Source organism: Enterobacter sp. BIDMC109 (genome assembly GCF_001037885.1).
In the GTDB taxonomy this organism is placed as follows: Bacteria; Pseudomonadota; Gammaproteobacteria; order Enterobacterales; family Enterobacteriaceae; genus Enterobacter; species Enterobacter hormaechei_C.
This window is the reverse complement of record NZ_KQ090002.1, coordinates 3,528,720-3,544,946: the sequence shown is the minus strand read 5'-3', so window position 1 is coordinate 3,544,946 and position 16,227 is coordinate 3,528,720. Positions and strand designations below refer to the sequence as shown.

Below are 16,227 nucleotides of genomic sequence, written 5' to 3'. Positions count from 1 at the left end.
TAGCGCGGTGGTCCCACCTGACCCCATGCCGAACTCAGAAGTGAAACGCCGTAGCGCCGATGGTAGTGTGGGGTCTCCCCATGTGAGAGTAGGGAACTGCCAGGCATCAAATTAAGTAGTAAGCCGGTGCATTAATCCGGTGGTTACAGAAGTATTCGGTGGAGCGGTAGTTCAGTCGGTTAGAATACCTGCCTGTCACGCAGGGGGTCGCGGGTTCGAGTCCCGTCCGTTCCGCCACTTATTAAAAGCCCTGAGCTAACGCTCAGGGCTTTTTTCTTATCTGTCGTTTGATTGTTGCGAAATTAGCAAAAATCCTCTGCGGTTCACGATCTTTTTCGGCATAACAACTACAGCGATAATTCTCCTCAGTTTATGAACATAACGATTGAGGAATCATATGACTATCCCTGCACTGGGTCTGGGCACTTTCCGCCTGAAAGACGACGTTGTTATCGCATCTGTTAAAACCGCACTTGAGTTGGGCTATCGTGCTATTGATACGGCGCAGATTTATGATAACGAAGCTGCCGTAGGCCAGGCCATCGAAGAGAGTGGCGTACCGCGCGACGAACTTTTCATCACCACTAAAATCTGGATTGAGAATCTCAGCCAAGACAAGCTGATCCCAAGCCTGAAGGAAAGTCTGAGAAAGCTGCGTACTGACTATGTTGATCTGACGCTGATCCACTGGCCATCACCTGACGATGCCGTCTCTGTGGAGGAGTTCATGCAGGCGCTGCTGGAAGCGAAAGAGCAGGGCTTAACGCGTAAAATTGGCATCTCTAACTTCACCATCCCGTTGATGGAAAGGGCGATTGCTGTAGTGGGTAAAGAGAATATTGCCACCAACCAGGTTGAACTCTCTCCTTACCTGCAAAACCGCAAAGTCGTGGACTGGGCGAAACAGCATGGTATTCACATCACCTCGTACATGACGCTGGCATATGGTAAGGCGCTGAAAGATGAAGTGATTGCACGTATCGCTGAAAAACACAATGCGACAGCCGCACAGGTGATCCTGGCATGGGCGATGGGTGAGGGCTATGCCGTGATCCCGTCTTCAACCAAACGTGAAAACCTGGCAAGTAACCTGTTAGCGCGGGATCTCCAGCTTGATGATGAAGATAAAAACGCGATCGCTGCACTGGAATGCAACGATCGTCTGGTCAGCCCGGAAGGGTTAGCACCAGACTGGGATTAATAAAAGCCCTTCCTCTGTACCCTTAAACCCTCACACAGCTCCTCCGGGAGCTGTTTTTATATGTTCGCTAAGGAAGTCGATAAAAGCGCGTATGCGCGTACTTACCGCTCTGTCACTGTAATACACTGCGCTAAAAGGCATCTCTACAGGTAAGCGTTTGTCAGCCATCAGTTCCACAAGCTGACCCGCAGCTATTTCCTTATCAATCATATAGTCTGATAAACAGGCGATCCCATTTCCTTCAAGACAAAGCTGTTTCAGCGTTTCTCCGCTATTAGACGAAAGTCCGCAAGTGATCTCATGAAGTTGTCCGTCATGACAGGCCACGGGCCAGGTGTTCAGCGAGACAGGTTCCGTAAAGCCCAGGCACAGGTGCTGCTTCAGCTCCTCAACGGTCTCCGGTTTGCCATGCTCTGCAATATATTGCGGTGACGCGATAATTTTGCGGTAGCTGGTGAACAGTGGGCGAGCGCGTAAACTTGAATCCGTCAGGGTTCCCGCGCGGATCGCCACATCAACTTTACGCTCAATCAGGTTAATAAACGTCTCTGAAGAGACCAGGGACAGAGTCATCTCCGGATAACGTTCCCGGAATGGCTTGATTAATGGCATCAGAAAATGAAGCACAACCGGCGTCGCCGCATCAATGCGTAGCAATCCACGCGGAGTGCTACGCGACTCCATTATTTCCGTCTCAGCTGCCGCCATCTCCTGCAAAACGGATTGTACGCGGCGAAAATAACGTTCACCTTCTTCCGTCAGGCTGAGCTGTCGCGTTGTTCTGTTGAGCAGACTTACCCCGAGCTTCATCTCCAGCTTTTTCACCGAGCGGCTGATGGCGGAGTTCGCCTGCCCGAGCTGTTCAGCCGCACGGCTGAAGCTGCCGCTTTCAACAACGGCAACAAAGATAGTCAGTTCTTCCGATGTGGCTTTCATTATTGCATCATCCGCAAAATTCTATTGAAATTCTAACCATTTTTGTTATTTAAACACTGGCGCATACTGCCTGTCATCTTAATCCTGAAGAGACGGAGTATTTATGCCACTGGCGCTTCTTGCCCTGACGATCAGTGCCTTCGCAATTGGCACAACCGAATTTGTTATTGTAGGACTTGTTCCCACTATTGCTGAACAACTCGCCATTTCGCTGCCTTCTGCCGGGCTGCTGGTATCTATTTACGCGTTAGGCGTCGCTGTTGGGGCGCCTGTGCTGACCGCACTGACTGGACGCTTTCCACGTAAACAACTGTTAGTTGCCCTGATGGTGCTCTTCACCGCCGGCAATATTCTGGCGTGGCAGGCTCCGGACTACACCACTCTGGTCATTGCCCGTTTGCTGACTGGCCTCGCGCACGGTGTCTTCTTCTCCATCGGCTCCACGATTGCAACCAGCCTGGTGCCAAAAGAGAAAGCGGCATCAGCCATTGCGATTATGTTTGGCGGCTTAACCGTCGCGCTGGTCACCGGCGTGCCGTTAGGAACGTTTATTGGGCAACATTTTGGCTGGCGAGAAACCTTCCTCGCGGTATCGCTGTTGGGCGTAATTGCTCTGATAGCCAGCCTGCTACTGGTGCCCTCCAGTATTCCGGGGCGCGCGAGCGCCAGCCTGAGCGATCAGGTTAAGGTTCTGACACACCCGCGCCTGCTGCTGATCTATGCCGTTACGGCTCTGGGTTATGGAGGTGTGTTCACTGCGTTCACTTTCCTTGCACCGATGATGCAGGAACTGGCTGGTTTTTCTCCGGGCGCAGTGAGCTGGATTTTACTGGGCTACGGTATCTCCGTCGCAATCGGCAATATCTGGGGCGGCAAGCTTGCAGATAAGCACGGTGCGGTACCGGCGCTAAAATTTATCTTCGCCGCGCTGGTTGTCCTGCTGATGATTTTCCAGTTCACCGCGTCGATACAATACGCAGCGCTGGTAACTGTATTGGTTATGGGAATATTCGCGTTTGGTAACGTACCGGGATTGCAGGTCTATGTTGTACAGAAAGCCGAACGCTTTACGCCCAATGCGGTGGATGTCGCATCCGGCCTGAATATCGCCGCATTCAATATCGGTATCGCACTCGGATCGGTTATCGGCGGGCAGACGGTTGAACACGTTGGATTAACCCAAACGCCATGGATTGGTGCGGTAATTGTGCTTGTCGCTTTCCTGCTTATTGGTCTGAGTGGACGGCTTGATAAACCCGCTCGTATCGCGCTTGGATAAGTATCAGTAAGTGCTTGCTTACAAAACTGGAAAGCGGTTTCTCAGTAATTGCGTTGAAAGTGTGACCTAAAATCCCTATAACATTAGAACCAGTCCGTTTTCCGGGCTGGTTCATGTTACAGAGGTCGTTTCCAAAAGTGCGAAAAAATACCTATGCCATGCGTTATGTTGCCGGAATGCCCGCGGAGAGGATCTTGCCTCCGGGGTCGTTTGCGAGCCTGGGTCAGGCATTACCAGCGGGCACGCCATTAAGCAGTGACGAAAAAATTCGCGTACTGGTGTGGAACATCTTTAAACAACAGCGTGCGGAGTGGTTATCCGTACTTAAAAATTTTGGTAAAGATGCGCATCTGGTTCTGTTACAGGAGGCGCAAACCACGCCTGAGCTGGTCAGGTTTGCAACGACAAACTATCTTGCAGCCGATCAGGTGCCTGCCTTTGTTCTGCCACAGCATCCTTCTGGGGTGATGACCCTTTCAGCCGCACATCCGGTCTATTGCTGCCCGCTGCGTGAACGTGAGCCAATCCTGCGTCTGGCAAAATCGGCGCTGGTCACGGTCTATCCGTTGCCCGACACCCGTCTGCTGATGGTGGTAAACATTCATGCGGTGAACTTCAGCCTGGGTGTTGATGTGTACAGTAAGCAGTTACTACCCATTGGCGATCAGATTGCTCATCACAGTGGGCCGATCATTATGGCCGGGGACTTCAATGCCTGGAGCCGTCCGCGTATGAACGCGTTGTACCGCTTCGCGCGTGAAATGTCGCTGCGTGAAGTTCGTTTTAACGATGACCAGCGCAAGAAAGCGTTTGGTCGTCCTCTCGATTTTGTATTCTATCGGGGTTTAAGCGTGCACGACGCCTCCGTTCTGGTGACGCGCGCCTCCGATCATAATCCTCTACTAGTTGAATTCAGTCCCGGCAAACCTGATAAATAATGGTGCGTCAGGTCTGCCGTGGGGCAGACCTGTGCGGGTGCTGCCCTTTATTTTTTAACCCATAAAAGGACAGCAACATGACAACAACACACTCCCATCATGACAACGTCGAAAAACAGTTTGGTTCTCAGGCAAGTGCCTACCTGAGCAGCGCCGTGCACGCCTCTGGCCGCGATCTGGTACGTCTCGGCGAACGGCTCGCCGCGTTTCCTGACGCGCACGTGCTGGACTTAGGCTGCGGGGCGGGGCACGCCAGTTTTACCGCCGCACAGCAGGTTGCTCAGGTGACGGCATATGACTTATCGAGCCAGATGCTGGATGTGGTTGCTGAAGCGGCGAAAGCGAAAGGGCTGAATAACGTCACGACGCGCCAGGGCTACGCTGAATCTTTACCCTTTGAGGATGCGTCGTTTGAGGTTGTGATTAGCCGTTACTCTGCACACCACTGGCATGATGTGGGGCAGGCATTACGGGAAGTGAAACGCGTGCTCAAACCGGGCGGAATCTTCATCATCATGGACGTGATGTCTCCCGGACATCCGGTACGAAATATCTGGCTCCAGACGGTTGAAGCGCTGCGTGATACCTCGCACGTGCAAAACTACTCCAGTGGAGAGTGGCTTACGTTTATCACCGAAGCCGGCTTGATTTCACGCTCATTGATAACCGACCGTTTGCCGCTGGAGTTCACATCATGGATTGCACGGATGCGCACACCCGAGGCATTGACTCAGGCGATCCGATTGTATCAGGAGAGCGCCTCTGCTGACGTGAAGGCGTACTTTGAACTGCATGATGATGGTTCGTTTACCAGCGACACCATTATGGCTGAAGCGCAAAAAGCGGGATAAATAAAAAAGGCACCGAGGGGAATCGGTGCCTTTTTAACAAGCGATCGTACTATCAGGAATCTGGCGTAGCGCTGTTTTTCACAAACAACGTCAGCTGGTCGCCAGGTTGCAGGTTGTCAGTATCGTTGTTCCAGCGCATCACATCTTTGATGTTTACGCCGTGACGCTTAGCAATACTGGACAGCGAGTCGCCTTTACGTACGCGATAGGTAATGCTATCGCTGTTCTTAGCGAGACGCTGTGCGCTGCTACCTGCACCTACGGTCAGCGTTTGACCCACTTTCAGACCAGATCCGCGCAGATTATTCCACTGCTGGAGATCTTTCGCATTCACGCCAAGACGTGATGCAATACCTGAAAGCGTATCACCTGAACGCACCTTATAGCTGCGGCTACTTACAGGCGACGTATCAGCGATCAGCGTGGACTGAACGGCTGCAATTTCACCCGAAGCCAAAGACTCTCGTAACTGTTCCGCATGTTTCTGCGGAACCATCACATAGCCAGGGCCACTAGCGCCCAGCGTGGAGCCTTTAACACCTGCATTAAAGGTTTTAAGCTTACTTACCGACATACCCGTCATATCGGCAACCTGTTGAATATCAACCGGGCTGCTGAGGCGGACACGCGCCAGTGCACGACTTTCGTCTGGTGTTGGCAGTTGTACACCGTAACGTTTGCTGTTCTTGAGAATATCGCCCAGTGCCAGCATTTTCGGTACGTAAATCTTTGTTTCCTGTGGCAGTGAGAGCGACCAGAAGTCTGTGGATTTTCCACGCGCTTTATTCGCTTTCATTGCCTTCAGTACACGACCTTCACCACTGTTATACGCCGCGACGGTCAATAACCAGTCGCCGTCAAACATCTTGTTCAGACGTTGCATCATGTCGAGAGCGGCTGTCGTTGAAGCGACAACATCACGACGCGCATCGTAGTTGCGGGTCTGCTTTAAACCATAATTTCGCCCTGTGCTCGGAATGATCTGCCAGATGCCTGCTGCATTGGCGCCAGACGTCGCGTGCGGGTCAAAAGCGCTCTCCACTATGGGTAGTAGTACCAGTTCCATAGGCATGTTACGTTTCTTAACTTGCCCGGCTATCCAGTACATATACGGCTCTGCCCGTAATGTTACATCGTGGAGATAGCTCTTATTTCTCAAATACTTCTGTTTCTGTTCGCGAATCCGGCTGTTTTCCGGAATTCCCATCTTTAGCTCGTCGCCAATAGAGGCCCACAAGTCTTGTTCCTGCGCGAAGGATGTCCCATCGTCCAACCATCGCGCCTGACTCGTAAACTTCCCTGCTTCCCCTTGACCAGCCGCAGAAAGGCTCTGTGCGTGCTGTTGTACGTTGCTGCCGTTTTGTGACTGGCAACCTACAAGCAGGACAGAGGCGAGTAATATCGCTTTTGCCTTCATGTGTGTGTCAATAGTTGCTTAAAAGACGAGCGATGATAACGGCGAAATTTTGAAAAGGCAACCCGCAATTATCTGAAGTTGTCTTTCTTTGACCTTAACCATGCAAATCGCGCTTCAGGTTGTAACAAATTTGTTTCTTGATTAATTTTATTAATTAAATCAACATCATCAGTTCTTAAAAATAAATTTATTTGTCGCTCATTTTTCAGAATTACGGGGAGTGTTTTTTGGTTTTTTGCACGTAACTCCTTCACTTTCTGGTAATAATCCTGAATCGCCCGATCCTCAGGCAGCACGCTTGCAGCAAACTTCATATTCCCTAATGTATACTCATGTGCGCAACAAATTACGGTGTCGGCTGGCAGCGCATTAATTTTTTGTAAAGATTGATACATCTGTTCTGGCGTGCCTTCAAACAGCCTTCCACAGCCGCCAGAAAACAGCGTGTCGCCACAAAACAGATAAGGTTTGCTGTAGAAACAGAGATGACCGGAAGTGTGACCTGGCGTAGCAAATACGGAAAACTCCCACCCGAGGATGAGGATACTTTCGCCTTCTTCAACAACTTGCGTCGTACCCTTATCCTGTGTCTCTGCTGGTCCGTAGACGAGTAGATGGGGATAGCGTGCAAGGAGATCGGGAACACCGCCGACATGATCGTGATGGTGATGGGTAAGGAGGATCGCCTCCGGCTGCCAGCCGTTTTCTTTAATCGCGTGCAGGATCGGTGCGGATTCGCCTGGATCAACAATGATGCATCTGCGATCGTCGTCGACTAAAACCCAGATGTAATTGTCCTGAAAGGCGGAAATACTGATAAGATTCATGCATTACCTCTTATAGCGTGGCGGGTGTTTTGATGAAACCGGCAAGGATACCTCAGACTGTCGCACCACCGGAACGTTGGGCAGAGTTGCCCTGGGGTGAATATTATCGCGAGGCCTTAGAACTTCAGCTTAAACCCTGGCTCGCGAAAATGTATGGTTTTCACCTGCTTAAGATTGGCAATCTGAGCGCAGAAATCAATACCGAAAGCTGCGCTATCTCGCATCAGGTTAGCGTATCGCTTAATGGCTCCCCGGTTCAGGTGAAAGCGGATCCGCTGCATTTGCCGTTTGCGGAAAAATCCATTGATGCCTGTCTGCTCGCCCACACGCTGCCCTGGTGCAGCGATCCCCATCGTCTGCTGCGGGAAGCCGACCGCGTTTTGATTGATGACGGCTGGCTGATCCTGAGCGGTTTTAATCCGCTGAGTCTGATGGGGCTACGTAAACTGACGCCCGTTCTGCGTCGCACGCCGCCTTATAACAGCAGGATGTTTACCATGATGCGCCAGCTGGACTGGCTTTCACTGTTAAATTTCGAAGTGCTAAGCTACGGGGGTTTTCAGGTCATCCCCTGGACGCGTAAAGGCGGGGTCTTATTAAGCACCCATTTACCCGCGCTGGGCTGCATGCAATTTATTGTCGCGCGTAAGAGGACGATCCCCCTTACGCTCAACCCGATGAAGCAAAGCAAATCAAAAACGCGGATCCGCCAGACCGTGGGGGCCACGCGGCAGTACAAAAAACCGTGATCAGGATTCAGGTTGATAACCTGCATCCTCATGGGTCGGGTTGGATGCCGCCGCGCGAGCCAGCTCGTCACAGCGTTCGTTTTCAGGATGACCGGCGTGCCCCTTTACCCACTCCCATTTGATTTCGTGCTGACCGAGCGCGGCATCAAGACGCTTCCAGAGATCGACATTCTTGACGGGTTTTTTCTCTGCCGTTTTCCAGCCCCGCTTTTTCCAGTTGTGGATCCATTGGGTAATGCCCTGGCGGACATACTGGCTGTCGGTACTCAGCACCACGTCACAATGTTCTTTTAACGCTTCCAGCGCCACGATGGCCGCCATCAACTCCATGCGGTTGTTGGTGGTCAGGAAATAGCCTTCACTAAATGTTTTTTCATGCTGGCGATAGCGCATAATGGCGCCATAGCCGCCGGGCCCTGGGTTACCGAGACAAGATCCATCGGTGAAAATTTCTACCTGTTTACGCATCTCTGGTAGACTTCCTGTATTTGAAACGTTCAGTAAAACGATAAGTCTGACATAAATGACCGCTATGAGCACTGCAATTACTCGCCAGATTGTTCTTGATACCGAAACCACCGGTATGAACCAGATTGGCGCCCACTACGAAGGGCACAAAATCATTGAGATTGGTGCCGTTGAAGTGGTGAACCGTCGCCTTACGGGCAACAACTTCCACGTTTACCTTAAACCCGATCGGCTGGTGGACCCGGAAGCGTTCGGCGTTCACGGAATTGCCGATGAGTTTTTGCTGGATAAGCCCACCTTTGCCGACGTCGCAGATGAATTTCTCGACTACATCAGAGGTGCGGAACTTGTCATTCATAACGCGTCGTTCGATATCGGCTTTATGGACTATGAGTTCAGCAAGCTCAACCGTGATATTCCGAAGACGAATACGTTCTGTAAAGTCACGGATAGCCTGGCGCTGGCAAGGAAGATGTTCCCCGGCAAGCGTAACAGCCTTGATGCCCTGTGCTCTCGCTATGAGATAGACAACACCAAGCGAACGCTGCACGGCGCGTTGCTCGATGCCCAGATCCTGGCCGATGTCTACCTGACCATGACCGGCGGGCAAACGTCGATGAAATTCAGTATGGAAAATGAATCCCAGCAGACGCGGGATGAAGGGGGAATTCAGCGCATTGTGCGTCAGACGAATCGCCTGCGGGTTGTTTTAGCCAGTGATGAAGAACTGATGAACCATGAATCTCGTCTCGATTTAGTGCAGAAGAAGGGCGGAAGCTGTCTGTGGCGCACGTGAAAATGTGCTGAGACGTTTGTTAAATCACCGTTTGGGTGAATTTTGCAGCAAACGATTCAAAACCTGAGAAAAAGCGTTGACGAGTTCAGAGGCAAACCGTAATATTCGCCTCGTTCCCCAAACGGGAACAGTGGAGCGGTAGTTCAGTCGGTTAGAATACCTGCCTGTCACGCAGGGGGTCGCGGGTTCGAGTCCCGTCCGTTCCGCCACTATTCAGAAAGCCTGAGTCAGAAATGATTCAGGCTTTCGTCGTTTTATAGTCCCTCGAATATTGTTTATTCCTCTTTTTATTTTTATTAACAACAAGTTAATAAAAACGGTGCATTTTATTAACAATTGCACGATTTTAGTGCGTTATTTGCACTGTTTTTGTGCGTTTCTTGCCCATTCTCACCTTCGCGCCCATCTTCTTATGTAATGATTATGTAAAATAATTGGTAAGAAATCATTCGGTTACCGATCATTTTTCAGAAAATTAACGAACCAATACGCTATTGGTTCGTTAATTGCTTAATCACTAGCACGTTAAGTTCTGCGTCATATCAATAACTTATTATTAATAAAAATAAAGCAATGATGAAAGCGAGCGAACCAATATGGAAAAGCCTTCACGGTTTTTAGCTAATTCCAGTACCGCGCTTGAGCAGCTGCGCGGGCTTATCAACCAGCACGAGTCAACACCAGGCATTCCGCTGCCCACTGAACGTGAGCTGTCGGACACTCTCGGCGTAGGCCGACGTGAAGTGCGTCGCGCGCTGGACGTGCTGGAAGAGGAAGGGCGTATCTGGCGCAAGCAGGGCAAGGGTACCTTCATTGGTCCATCTGCCCCGGTTGAGCCGTTGGCGCTTCAGGGATTGGTTCAGCAAACCAACCTGCTGGAAGTCATGGAAGCTCGACTACAGCTCGAACCCGGCTTAGCCCGACTTGCGGCACTGCGTGCCACCAGGGAAAACCTCGCGCTCATGCAACGTATGCTGGAACGCATTAATAAGGTCAGCCCGGATGACCGCGATCTCAACGAACTGTGGGATAGCGCCTTCCACCGCGCCATTGCGGAGGCAGCAGGTAACCGCCTGATGCTTGGGCTTTTTGATGCGATAGATGCCGTCCGCCGGGAGCCTGGCTGGCAGCATTTACGCGAACTTGCCCGCACCCCTGAACGTGTCGATAGCTACAACGACCACCATCACAAAATCATGTCAGCGATTATTCATCGCCAGCCTAATGAAGCAGCTGCCGCCATGCGCGAACACCTGCTCAGCCTGCAAACCGCCCTGATTCAGGCTATCCACCTTGAGGACGATTCCACGCTATGACGACGATACCCTTTAAGGACTCCACGCCCGTACTGCGGCTGCAAAACCTCAACGTTAAATTCGCGGGCTCGCCGGTGAGCGTGCTCGACGATATCTCGCTGACGGTCAGGGCGGGAGAAACGCTGGCGCTGGTAGGCGAGTCCGGCTGCGGTAAAAGCATCACTTCCCTGGCGCTGATGGGGTTATTACCTGCCAGCGCCAGGATCGTCAGCGGGGAGATGAATTTCCGCCGCCAGGATCTGCGCAAGCTCTCGCCGCGGGAGTATGCCGATCTGCGCGGCAGCGAGCTGGCGATGATATTCCAGGAGCCCATGACCTCGCTCAACCCGGCCTTCACGCTTGGCGATCAGCTCAGTGAAGCGGTGATGCGCCATCAAACGATCTCCCGGGCTGAGGCGATGACGGTTGCGCTACAGATCCTGGAGAAGGTGCAGATCCCGGCCGCAGAGATGCGCCTTAAGGCTTACCCGCATCAGCTTTCCGGCGGTATGCGCCAGCGCGTGATGATAGCGATGGCGCTGATAAACCATCCCAAACTACTCATTGCTGACGAACCCACTACCGCTCTGGACGTGACCATTCAGGCGCAAATTCTCTCCCTGCTCAATACTTTAAAAGAAGAAACGGGCACGGCGGTGCTGATGATCACCCACGATTTAGGCGTGGTGGCTGAAGTCGCGCAGCAGGTGGCGGTGATGTATGCCGGACAGGTAGTGGAGCAGGGGAGTGTTGAAGCCCTGTTTGCCGATCCGCAGCACCCCTATACCATTGGCCTTATGGGTTCCCTTCCTTCTATGGGTGCGCGTAAAGGCCAGCTATCAACTATTCCCGGAGCGGTCCCGCTGCCGGAATCCATGCCTCAAGGCTGCCGCTTTGCCACCCGATGTCCCTTCGCGCAGACGCGCTGTCATGCTGAAAAACCACCGCTCACTACGCTCGGTACGGGCCATCAGGTTGCCTGCTTCCGCGTGCCGCTCGAACACCACATTGCCCTGGGAGAGACTGCATGACTATGCCCATTCTTGAAGCCCGCGATCTGAGCAAGCTTTTCCCCGGCCCGAAAAAACTGTTTACGCCGGCCCGCTTTGTCACCGCTGTCGACCGAGTTTCGATTTCGGTGATGCCTGGCGAAACGCTGGCAATTGTCGGCGAGTCGGGTTCCGGGAAATCCACCCTTGGTCGTCTGCTGCTGCGCCTGCTGGGCGCCAGCGAAGGGCGGGTATTTTATCAGGGTGAGGAGATCACCCACGCCTCGGGCGCCCGTCTGAACCAGCTCCGGCGTGAGCTACAGATCATCTTTCAGGATCCCTTCGCTTCGCTGAACCCGCGCATGACGGTGGAGCAAATTGTTGGTGAGCCGCTGTGGCTGCATCAGAACATGAAAAAAACGGATCGCCAGTACCGCGTCTCCGAGCTACTCAGGACGGTCGGCTTGCCCTCAGCCTGGGCCGGGCGTTATCCACACGAATTTTCCGGCGGGCAGCGCCAGCGTATCGGCATTGCGCGCGCGCTGGCGTCAGGCCCAAAGCTACTGCTGGGTGATGAGCCGGTTTCTGCGCTGGACGTTTCCGTTCAGGCACAGGTGGTTAATTTACTGGAAAGCCTGAAGCACCAGTTGGGGCTAACGATGGTGATCGTCGCCCACGGGCTGGCGGTTATCCGTCATATGAGCGACCGCGTGGCGGTAATGTATCTTGGGCAAATCGTCGAGCTGGCCACCGTCGACGACATCTTCGACGCACCGTTGCATCCTTATACCCAGGCGTTGATTGCCTCAGCGCCGCAAATGCAGCCAGGCGTAGCGCGGGATACGCCGCTGTTGCAGGGTGATTTACCGAACCCGGCTAACCCGCCGTCCGGCTGCCGTTTCCACACCCGTTGCCCCTACGTTACAGATGAATGCCGCCAGATCGAGCCGATTAATCAGGTGCTCGACGGCGGACGTCAGGTTGCCTGCCATCGCTGGCAGGAGATCAATCGCGATCGCAGCGTTATCCAGATCGCACCGCCATCCGCCGCTTTTCTGCGCCGCCGCGCGCTGTTTGAACACGCGGCCACTCACTCCTCCCTTCCTTCAAGGAACTCATGATAATGACAATGCGTAATTCTCTTTTGACCGTACTGGGAAGTGTTATGTTGCTTGGCGCGGCGCTGCCCGCCCATTCTGAAAGCGTGCTGCGGATCGGCCTGGGGGCCGACCCGGATATGCTCGACCCGCATCTGGCGCGCACCTACTATGGCCGTTTCGTGTTTGCCTCCCTGTGCGACAGGCTGGTGGACGTCGACGAGCACCTGAAAGTGGTGCCGGGTCTGGCAAAATCCTGGGCCTGGAGCGAAGATGGCAAAACGCTGACTATGGATCTACGCGAAGGTGTGACCTTCCACGACGGTGAAAAATTTGATGCCGCTGCGGCAAAATACAACCTCGACCGCGCCCTGACCCTCAAAGGCTCCCTGCGTAAAAGCGAGATCTCATCCGTTGAATCGGTCGAGGTCACCGGCCCGATGCAGATTGCGCTGCACCTGAAAACACCGGATGCCGCGCTGCTAATGCAGCTCACCGACCGCGCGGGCGCGATGATGGCACCCGATGCGGCGAAAAAGCCTGACTTTGCCGCCCATCCCGTCTGCTCCGGTCCATACAAATTCGACAGCCGCGTGTCGCAGGACCGCATCGTTCTGACCCGCTTCGACAACTACTGGAACAAAGACGCCTATCACTTCGACAAAATCATCTATCTGCCGATCCCGGATGCCTCCGTGCGTCTCGCGAACCTGCGCGCGGGCGATCTCGACCTGACCGAAGGCATTGCCGCCAGCGACGTCAAAACCGTCGAAGCCGACAGCAAGCTGGCGCTGGCGAAGGTCACCGGTCTGGGCTATCAGGGGATCACCTTCAATATTAACAACGGCAAGGTGCCGGCCAACGATCCGTTCAAAGATGCCCGCGTGCGCGAGGCGTTTTCTCAGGCAATCGATCGCGATGCGTTAAACCAGGTGGTCTTTGAAGGGCTCTACACCCCGGCAAATCAGGCGTTTTCACCGGTCAGCCCGTACCACGTTAACCTGCCGGTCCCGCCGCGCGACGTCGATAAAGCCAAAGCGCTGCTGAAAGCCGCCGGTGTGACCACGCCGCTGAGCGTCAATCTGCTGGTGCCAAACAACCCAACCTCGCAGCAGGTGGGACAGGTATTGCAGGCGATGGTGGCAGAGGCGGGCTTTAACCTGAACCTGCAAATGACCGAGTTCGCCACGCTGCTGGATCGCCAGCAGAGCGGTGACTACCAGTTGAGCTTCTCCGGCTGGTCGGGGCGCCCGGATCCGGATGGCAGCATTTACGGCTTTATCAACAGTAAAGGCACCCTGAACGACGGCCGCTACAGTAACGCGCAGATCGATGAATGGCTGACTCAGGCGCGTCAGAGCACCGACCAGGCCGCACGCCAGCCGCTGTACGACAAGGTGGTGAAGCAGCTCCAGACCGACATGCCGATTGCCTACCTCTACTTCGAGCCGCGCATTTTTGGCCTGAACAAAAGCGTGCAGGGCTTTAAGCCGTACCCGGACGGCATCGTGCGTCTGGCCGGTTTGACGCTGGCAAAATAAACGTCCTGAGGAGAACCCATGCTGGAACTGATTTGCAAACGTCTGCTGCTGGCCGTCCCGACGCTATTGCTGGTGAGCATGATGGTGTTCGGGCTGCAAAAGCTGCTGCCCGGCGACCCGCTGATCGCCATGGCCGGGGAGGAGCGCGATCCGGCGGTCATTGCCCAGCTGCGTGCTGAGCTTAATCTGGATGCGCCGATCCCCGTGCAGTATTTCCATTGGCTGACGCGCGCGCTGCAGGGCGATCTGGGCGTCTCCTTGCGCACGCATGAACCGGTCACGCAGCTGATTGCCAGCAAGCTGCCGGTCACGCTGGAGCTCTCTCTGCTGGCGATGATCATCGCGCTGGTGTTTGGCATCAGCATGGGGATCCTTGCGGCGGTGAATAAAAACAGCTGGGTCGATCACGGGGCGAACTTTGTGGCGATCTCGGGGATATCAATTCCGCACTTCTGGCTGGGGATCCTGCTGATTCTGGTCTTTTCGGTGAACTTGCAATGGTTACCTGCGTCCGGTTATGTGCCATTCAGTGAAGATCCGATCCAGAACCTGCGCACGCTGCTGCTGCCCGCGTCCGTGCTCGGAACCGGACTGGCGGCGACGCTGATGCGCCATACCCGTGCGTCGATGATTGCGGTGCTGAAAGCGGATTACATCCGCACCGCGCGCGCTAAGGGGCTGCTGCCGAAAGCAGTGATCCTGAAGCACGCCTTTCGCAACGCGCTGGTGCCTGTAATCACCCTCACCACGCTGCTGTTCGGCGAGCTACTGGGCGGCGCGGTGCTGACCGAGCAGGTCTTCACCATTCCAGGCTTTGGCAAAATGATCGTCGACTCGGTGTTCAATCGTGACTATGCGGTGGTGCAGGGCGTGGTGCTGATCGTGGCGATCGGCTTCCTGATGCTCAATCTGCTGGCCGACGTGCTCTACGTCCTTATCAACCCGAAAATGCGAGGTTAACCATGGCGGAACTGACGACGCAAACCGTTGCCCCCACGCTGCCGCGCGCGCAGAACCGGGTGCTGAAGAAATTTCTCGGCAATAAAAGCGCGGTGATTGGCGCGCTTGTGGTGGGCTTTTTTGTCCTGGTGGCGCTGCTGGCGCCGTGGATCGCCCCCTTCGACCCGGTCAAAGCCAACTTCCTGGCGGTGCGCAAAGCGCCGTCGGCGATGTACTGGTTCGGCACCGACGAGCTGGGGCGTGACATCTTATCCCGCATTATTTGGGGGGCGCGCACCTCGCTGATGGCGGGCTGTATGTCGGTCATTATTGCCGTGGTCATCGGCGTGCCGCTGGGGCTGGTGGCGGGCTACTTCCAGAAGATGTGGGACGGCGTGATCTCGCGCTTTATTGAGGCCTTGCTGGCCTGTCCGTTCCTGATCATGGCGATCGCGCTGGGGGCATTTTTGGGCCCAAGCCTGACGAATGCGATGATCGCCATTGGTCTCTCGGCAATGCCGATCTTCGCCCGGCTGACGCGCGGCCAGGTGATCGCCATTCGCAACGAAGAGTATATCGACGGCGCGCGGGCGATTGGCCTGCCGGATCGCTGGATCATCATTAAATACGTCCTGCCAAACGTGATGTCGCCGATCCTCGTGCAGGCCACGCTGGCGATCGCCTCGGCGATTATCGCCGAAGCCAGCCTGTCGTTTTTGGGGCTGGGACAGCAGCCGCCAAATCCGTCCTGGGGCTCCATGCTCAACACCGCGAAAGGGTTTCTGGAGCAGGCTCCGTGGATGTCCGTTTTTCCCGGCGTGGCGATTTTCCTTGCCGTGCAGGGCTTTAATCTACTCGGCGACGGGCTGCGCGATGCGCTCGATCCGCGCCACGACTAAGGAGT

General features: G+C 54.3%; 16 protein-coding genes, 2 tRNA genes and 1 rRNA gene. 15 read left to right on the top strand and 4 right to left on the bottom strand.

The window, feature by feature from the left end:
• The 3 genes from rrf to dkgB all read left to right on the top strand — a co-directional run bounded on the left by rrf (window position 1) and on the right by dkgB (window position 1,201).
• A 5S ribosomal RNA gene (gene rrf, locus SK62_RS16770) occupies window positions 1-105 on the top strand.
• 55 nt (window positions 106-160) lie between these two features.
• A tRNA-Asp gene (locus SK62_RS16765) sits at window positions 161-237 on the top strand.
• A gap of 160 nt (window positions 238-397) precedes the next feature.
• On the top strand, window positions 398-1,201 hold the full coding sequence (dkgB, locus tag SK62_RS16760; protein ID WP_047718561.1) for a 2,5-didehydrogluconate reductase DkgB: 804 nt from the start codon (window positions 398-400) through the stop codon (window positions 1,199-1,201).
• Window positions 1,202-1,231: 30 nt separating this feature from the next.
• Here dkgB and yafC read toward each other — a convergent pair whose 3' ends face one another.
• The gene (gene yafC, locus SK62_RS16755; protein ID WP_015571393.1) at window positions 1,232-2,137 is read right to left on the bottom strand and encodes a DNA-binding transcriptional regulator YafC; all 906 of its coding nucleotides are present in this window, start codon (window positions 2,135-2,137) and stop codon (window positions 1,232-1,234) included.
• A gap of 103 nt (window positions 2,138-2,240) precedes the next feature.
• On the opposite strand from yafC, the gene SK62_RS16750 reads away from it, so the two are divergent.
• The 3 genes from SK62_RS16750 to SK62_RS16740 all read left to right on the top strand — a co-directional run bounded on the left by SK62_RS16750 (window position 2,241) and on the right by SK62_RS16740 (window position 5,205).
• Window positions 2,241-3,416, top strand: a complete 1,176-nt coding sequence (locus SK62_RS16750) for an MFS transporter (RefSeq protein WP_047718562.1) — start codon at window positions 2,241-2,243, stop codon at window positions 3,414-3,416.
• Window positions 3,417-3,553: 137 nt separating this feature from the next.
• Window positions 3,554-4,354 (top strand): endonuclease/exonuclease/phosphatase family protein, encoded by an 801-nt coding sequence (locus SK62_RS16745; RefSeq protein WP_026080641.1) that lies wholly within the window; start codon window positions 3,554-3,556, stop codon window positions 4,352-4,354.
• 77 nt (window positions 4,355-4,431) lie between these two features.
• Entirely contained in the window at window positions 4,432-5,205 is a 774-nt protein-coding gene (locus SK62_RS16740) for a class I SAM-dependent methyltransferase (protein ID WP_015571390.1), read from the top strand.
• 52 nt (window positions 5,206-5,257) lie between these two features.
• On the opposite strand, the gene mltD is transcribed toward SK62_RS16740, so the two are convergent.
• Together mltD and gloB are read right to left on the bottom strand one after the other, a co-directional pair.
• Window positions 5,258-6,622 (bottom strand): murein transglycosylase D, encoded by a 1,365-nt coding sequence (gene mltD / locus SK62_RS16735; RefSeq protein ID WP_032671409.1) that lies wholly within the window; start codon window positions 6,620-6,622, stop codon window positions 5,258-5,260.
• Between the two features lie 68 nt (window positions 6,623-6,690).
• On the bottom strand, window positions 6,691-7,449 hold the full coding sequence (gene gloB, locus SK62_RS16730; protein ID WP_032671408.1) for a hydroxyacylglutathione hydrolase: 759 nt from the start codon (window positions 7,447-7,449) through the stop codon (window positions 6,691-6,693).
• Window positions 7,450-7,481: 32 nt separating this feature from the next.
• Here gloB and SK62_RS16725 point away from each other — a divergent pair, with 32 nt between their 5' ends.
• On the top strand, window positions 7,482-8,198 hold the full coding sequence (locus SK62_RS16725; RefSeq protein ID WP_017383714.1) for a class I SAM-dependent methyltransferase: 717 nt from the start codon (window positions 7,482-7,484) through the stop codon (window positions 8,196-8,198).
• Here the strand turns inward: SK62_RS16725 and rnhA are convergent, their stop codons facing one another.
• Window positions 8,199-8,777: a ribonuclease HI gene (gene rnhA / locus SK62_RS16720; protein WP_160840538.1), complete on the bottom strand. Its 579-nt coding sequence runs from the start codon at window positions 8,775-8,777 to the stop codon at window positions 8,199-8,201. It lies immediately after the preceding gene.
• Here rnhA and dnaQ point away from each other — a divergent pair.
• From dnaQ to SK62_RS16680, 8 genes are all read left to right on the top strand, one after another.
• The gene (dnaQ, locus tag SK62_RS16715; RefSeq protein ID WP_072203252.1) at window positions 8,731-9,462 is read left to right on the top strand and encodes a DNA polymerase III subunit epsilon; all 732 of its coding nucleotides are present in this window, start codon (window positions 8,731-8,733) and stop codon (window positions 9,460-9,462) included. The genes rnhA and dnaQ overlap by 47 nt on opposite strands.
• A 132-nt stretch (window positions 9,463-9,594) precedes the next feature.
• Window positions 9,595-9,671 (top strand) — tRNA-Asp (locus tag SK62_RS16710).
• A 387-nt stretch (window positions 9,672-10,058) separates the two neighbouring features.
• A complete protein-coding gene (locus SK62_RS16705) occupies window positions 10,059-10,778 on the top strand; it encodes a FadR/GntR family transcriptional regulator (RefSeq protein ID WP_015571386.1) in 720 nt (239 codons plus the stop codon).
• On the top strand, window positions 10,775-11,788 hold the full coding sequence (locus SK62_RS16700) for an ABC transporter ATP-binding protein (protein WP_047718564.1): 1,014 nt from the start codon (window positions 10,775-10,777) through the stop codon (window positions 11,786-11,788). Before SK62_RS16705 ends, SK62_RS16700 begins: the two co-directional genes overlap by 4 nt.
• Window positions 11,785-12,867: an ABC transporter ATP-binding protein gene (locus tag SK62_RS16695; RefSeq protein ID WP_047718566.1), complete on the top strand. Its 1,083-nt coding sequence runs from the start codon at window positions 11,785-11,787 to the stop codon at window positions 12,865-12,867. Before SK62_RS16700 ends, SK62_RS16695 begins: the two co-directional genes overlap by 4 nt.
• A gap of 2 nt (window positions 12,868-12,869) precedes the next feature.
• Complete coding sequence (locus SK62_RS16690) at window positions 12,870-14,384, top strand: ABC transporter substrate-binding protein (RefSeq protein ID WP_072204272.1); 1,515 nt, start codon at window positions 12,870-12,872, stop codon at window positions 14,382-14,384.
• Between the two features lie 18 nt (window positions 14,385-14,402).
• Window positions 14,403-15,344, top strand: coding sequence for an ABC transporter permease (locus SK62_RS16685; protein ID WP_015571382.1), 942 nt, complete (start codon window positions 14,403-14,405; stop codon window positions 15,342-15,344).
• 2 nt (window positions 15,345-15,346) lie between these two features.
• Complete coding sequence (locus tag SK62_RS16680) at window positions 15,347-16,222, top strand: ABC transporter permease (RefSeq protein ID WP_015571381.1); 876 nt, start codon at window positions 15,347-15,349, stop codon at window positions 16,220-16,222.
• Window positions 16,223-16,227: the final 5 nt, after the last annotated feature.

Excerpts from the sequence above, each read along its gene's own strand:
- SK62_RS16740 (WP_015571390.1), top strand. The coding sequence starts at position 4,432 with ATGACAACAACACACTCCCATCATGACAACGTCGAAAAACAGTTTGGT.
- SK62_RS16705 (WP_015571386.1), top strand. The coding sequence starts at position 10,059 with ATGGAAAAGCCTTCACGGTTTTTAGCTAATTCCAGTACCGCGCTTGAG.
- SK62_RS16680 (WP_015571381.1), top strand. The coding sequence starts at position 15,347 with ATGGCGGAACTGACGACGCAAACCGTTGCCCCCACGCTGCCGCGCGCG.
- SK62_RS16750 (WP_047718562.1), top strand. The coding sequence starts at position 2,241 with ATGCCACTGGCGCTTCTTGCCCTGACGATCAGTGCCTTCGCAATTGGC.
- SK62_RS16690 (WP_072204272.1), top strand. The coding sequence starts at position 12,870 with ATGACAATGCGTAATTCTCTTTTGACCGTACTGGGAAGTGTTATGTTG.
- SK62_RS16725 (WP_017383714.1), top strand. The coding sequence starts at position 7,482 with ATGAAACCGGCAAGGATACCTCAGACTGTCGCACCACCGGAACGTTGG.
- mltD (WP_032671409.1), bottom strand. The coding sequence starts at position 6,622 with ATGAAGGCAAAAGCGATATTACTCGCCTCTGTCCTGCTTGTAGGTTGC.
- yafC (WP_015571393.1), bottom strand. The coding sequence starts at position 2,137 with ATGAAAGCCACATCGGAAGAACTGACTATCTTTGTTGCCGTTGTTGAA.
- dkgB (WP_047718561.1), top strand. The coding sequence starts at position 398 with ATGACTATCCCTGCACTGGGTCTGGGCACTTTCCGCCTGAAAGACGAC.
- SK62_RS16700 (WP_047718564.1), top strand. The coding sequence starts at position 10,775 with ATGACGACGATACCCTTTAAGGACTCCACGCCCGTACTGCGGCTGCAA.
- SK62_RS16685 (WP_015571382.1), top strand. The coding sequence starts at position 14,403 with ATGCTGGAACTGATTTGCAAACGTCTGCTGCTGGCCGTCCCGACGCTA.
- gloB (WP_032671408.1), bottom strand. The coding sequence starts at position 7,449 with ATGAATCTTATCAGTATTTCCGCCTTTCAGGACAATTACATCTGGGTT.
- dnaQ (WP_072203252.1), top strand. The coding sequence starts at position 8,731 with ATGAGCACTGCAATTACTCGCCAGATTGTTCTTGATACCGAAACCACC.
- SK62_RS16695 (WP_047718566.1), top strand. The coding sequence starts at position 11,785 with ATGACTATGCCCATTCTTGAAGCCCGCGATCTGAGCAAGCTTTTCCCC.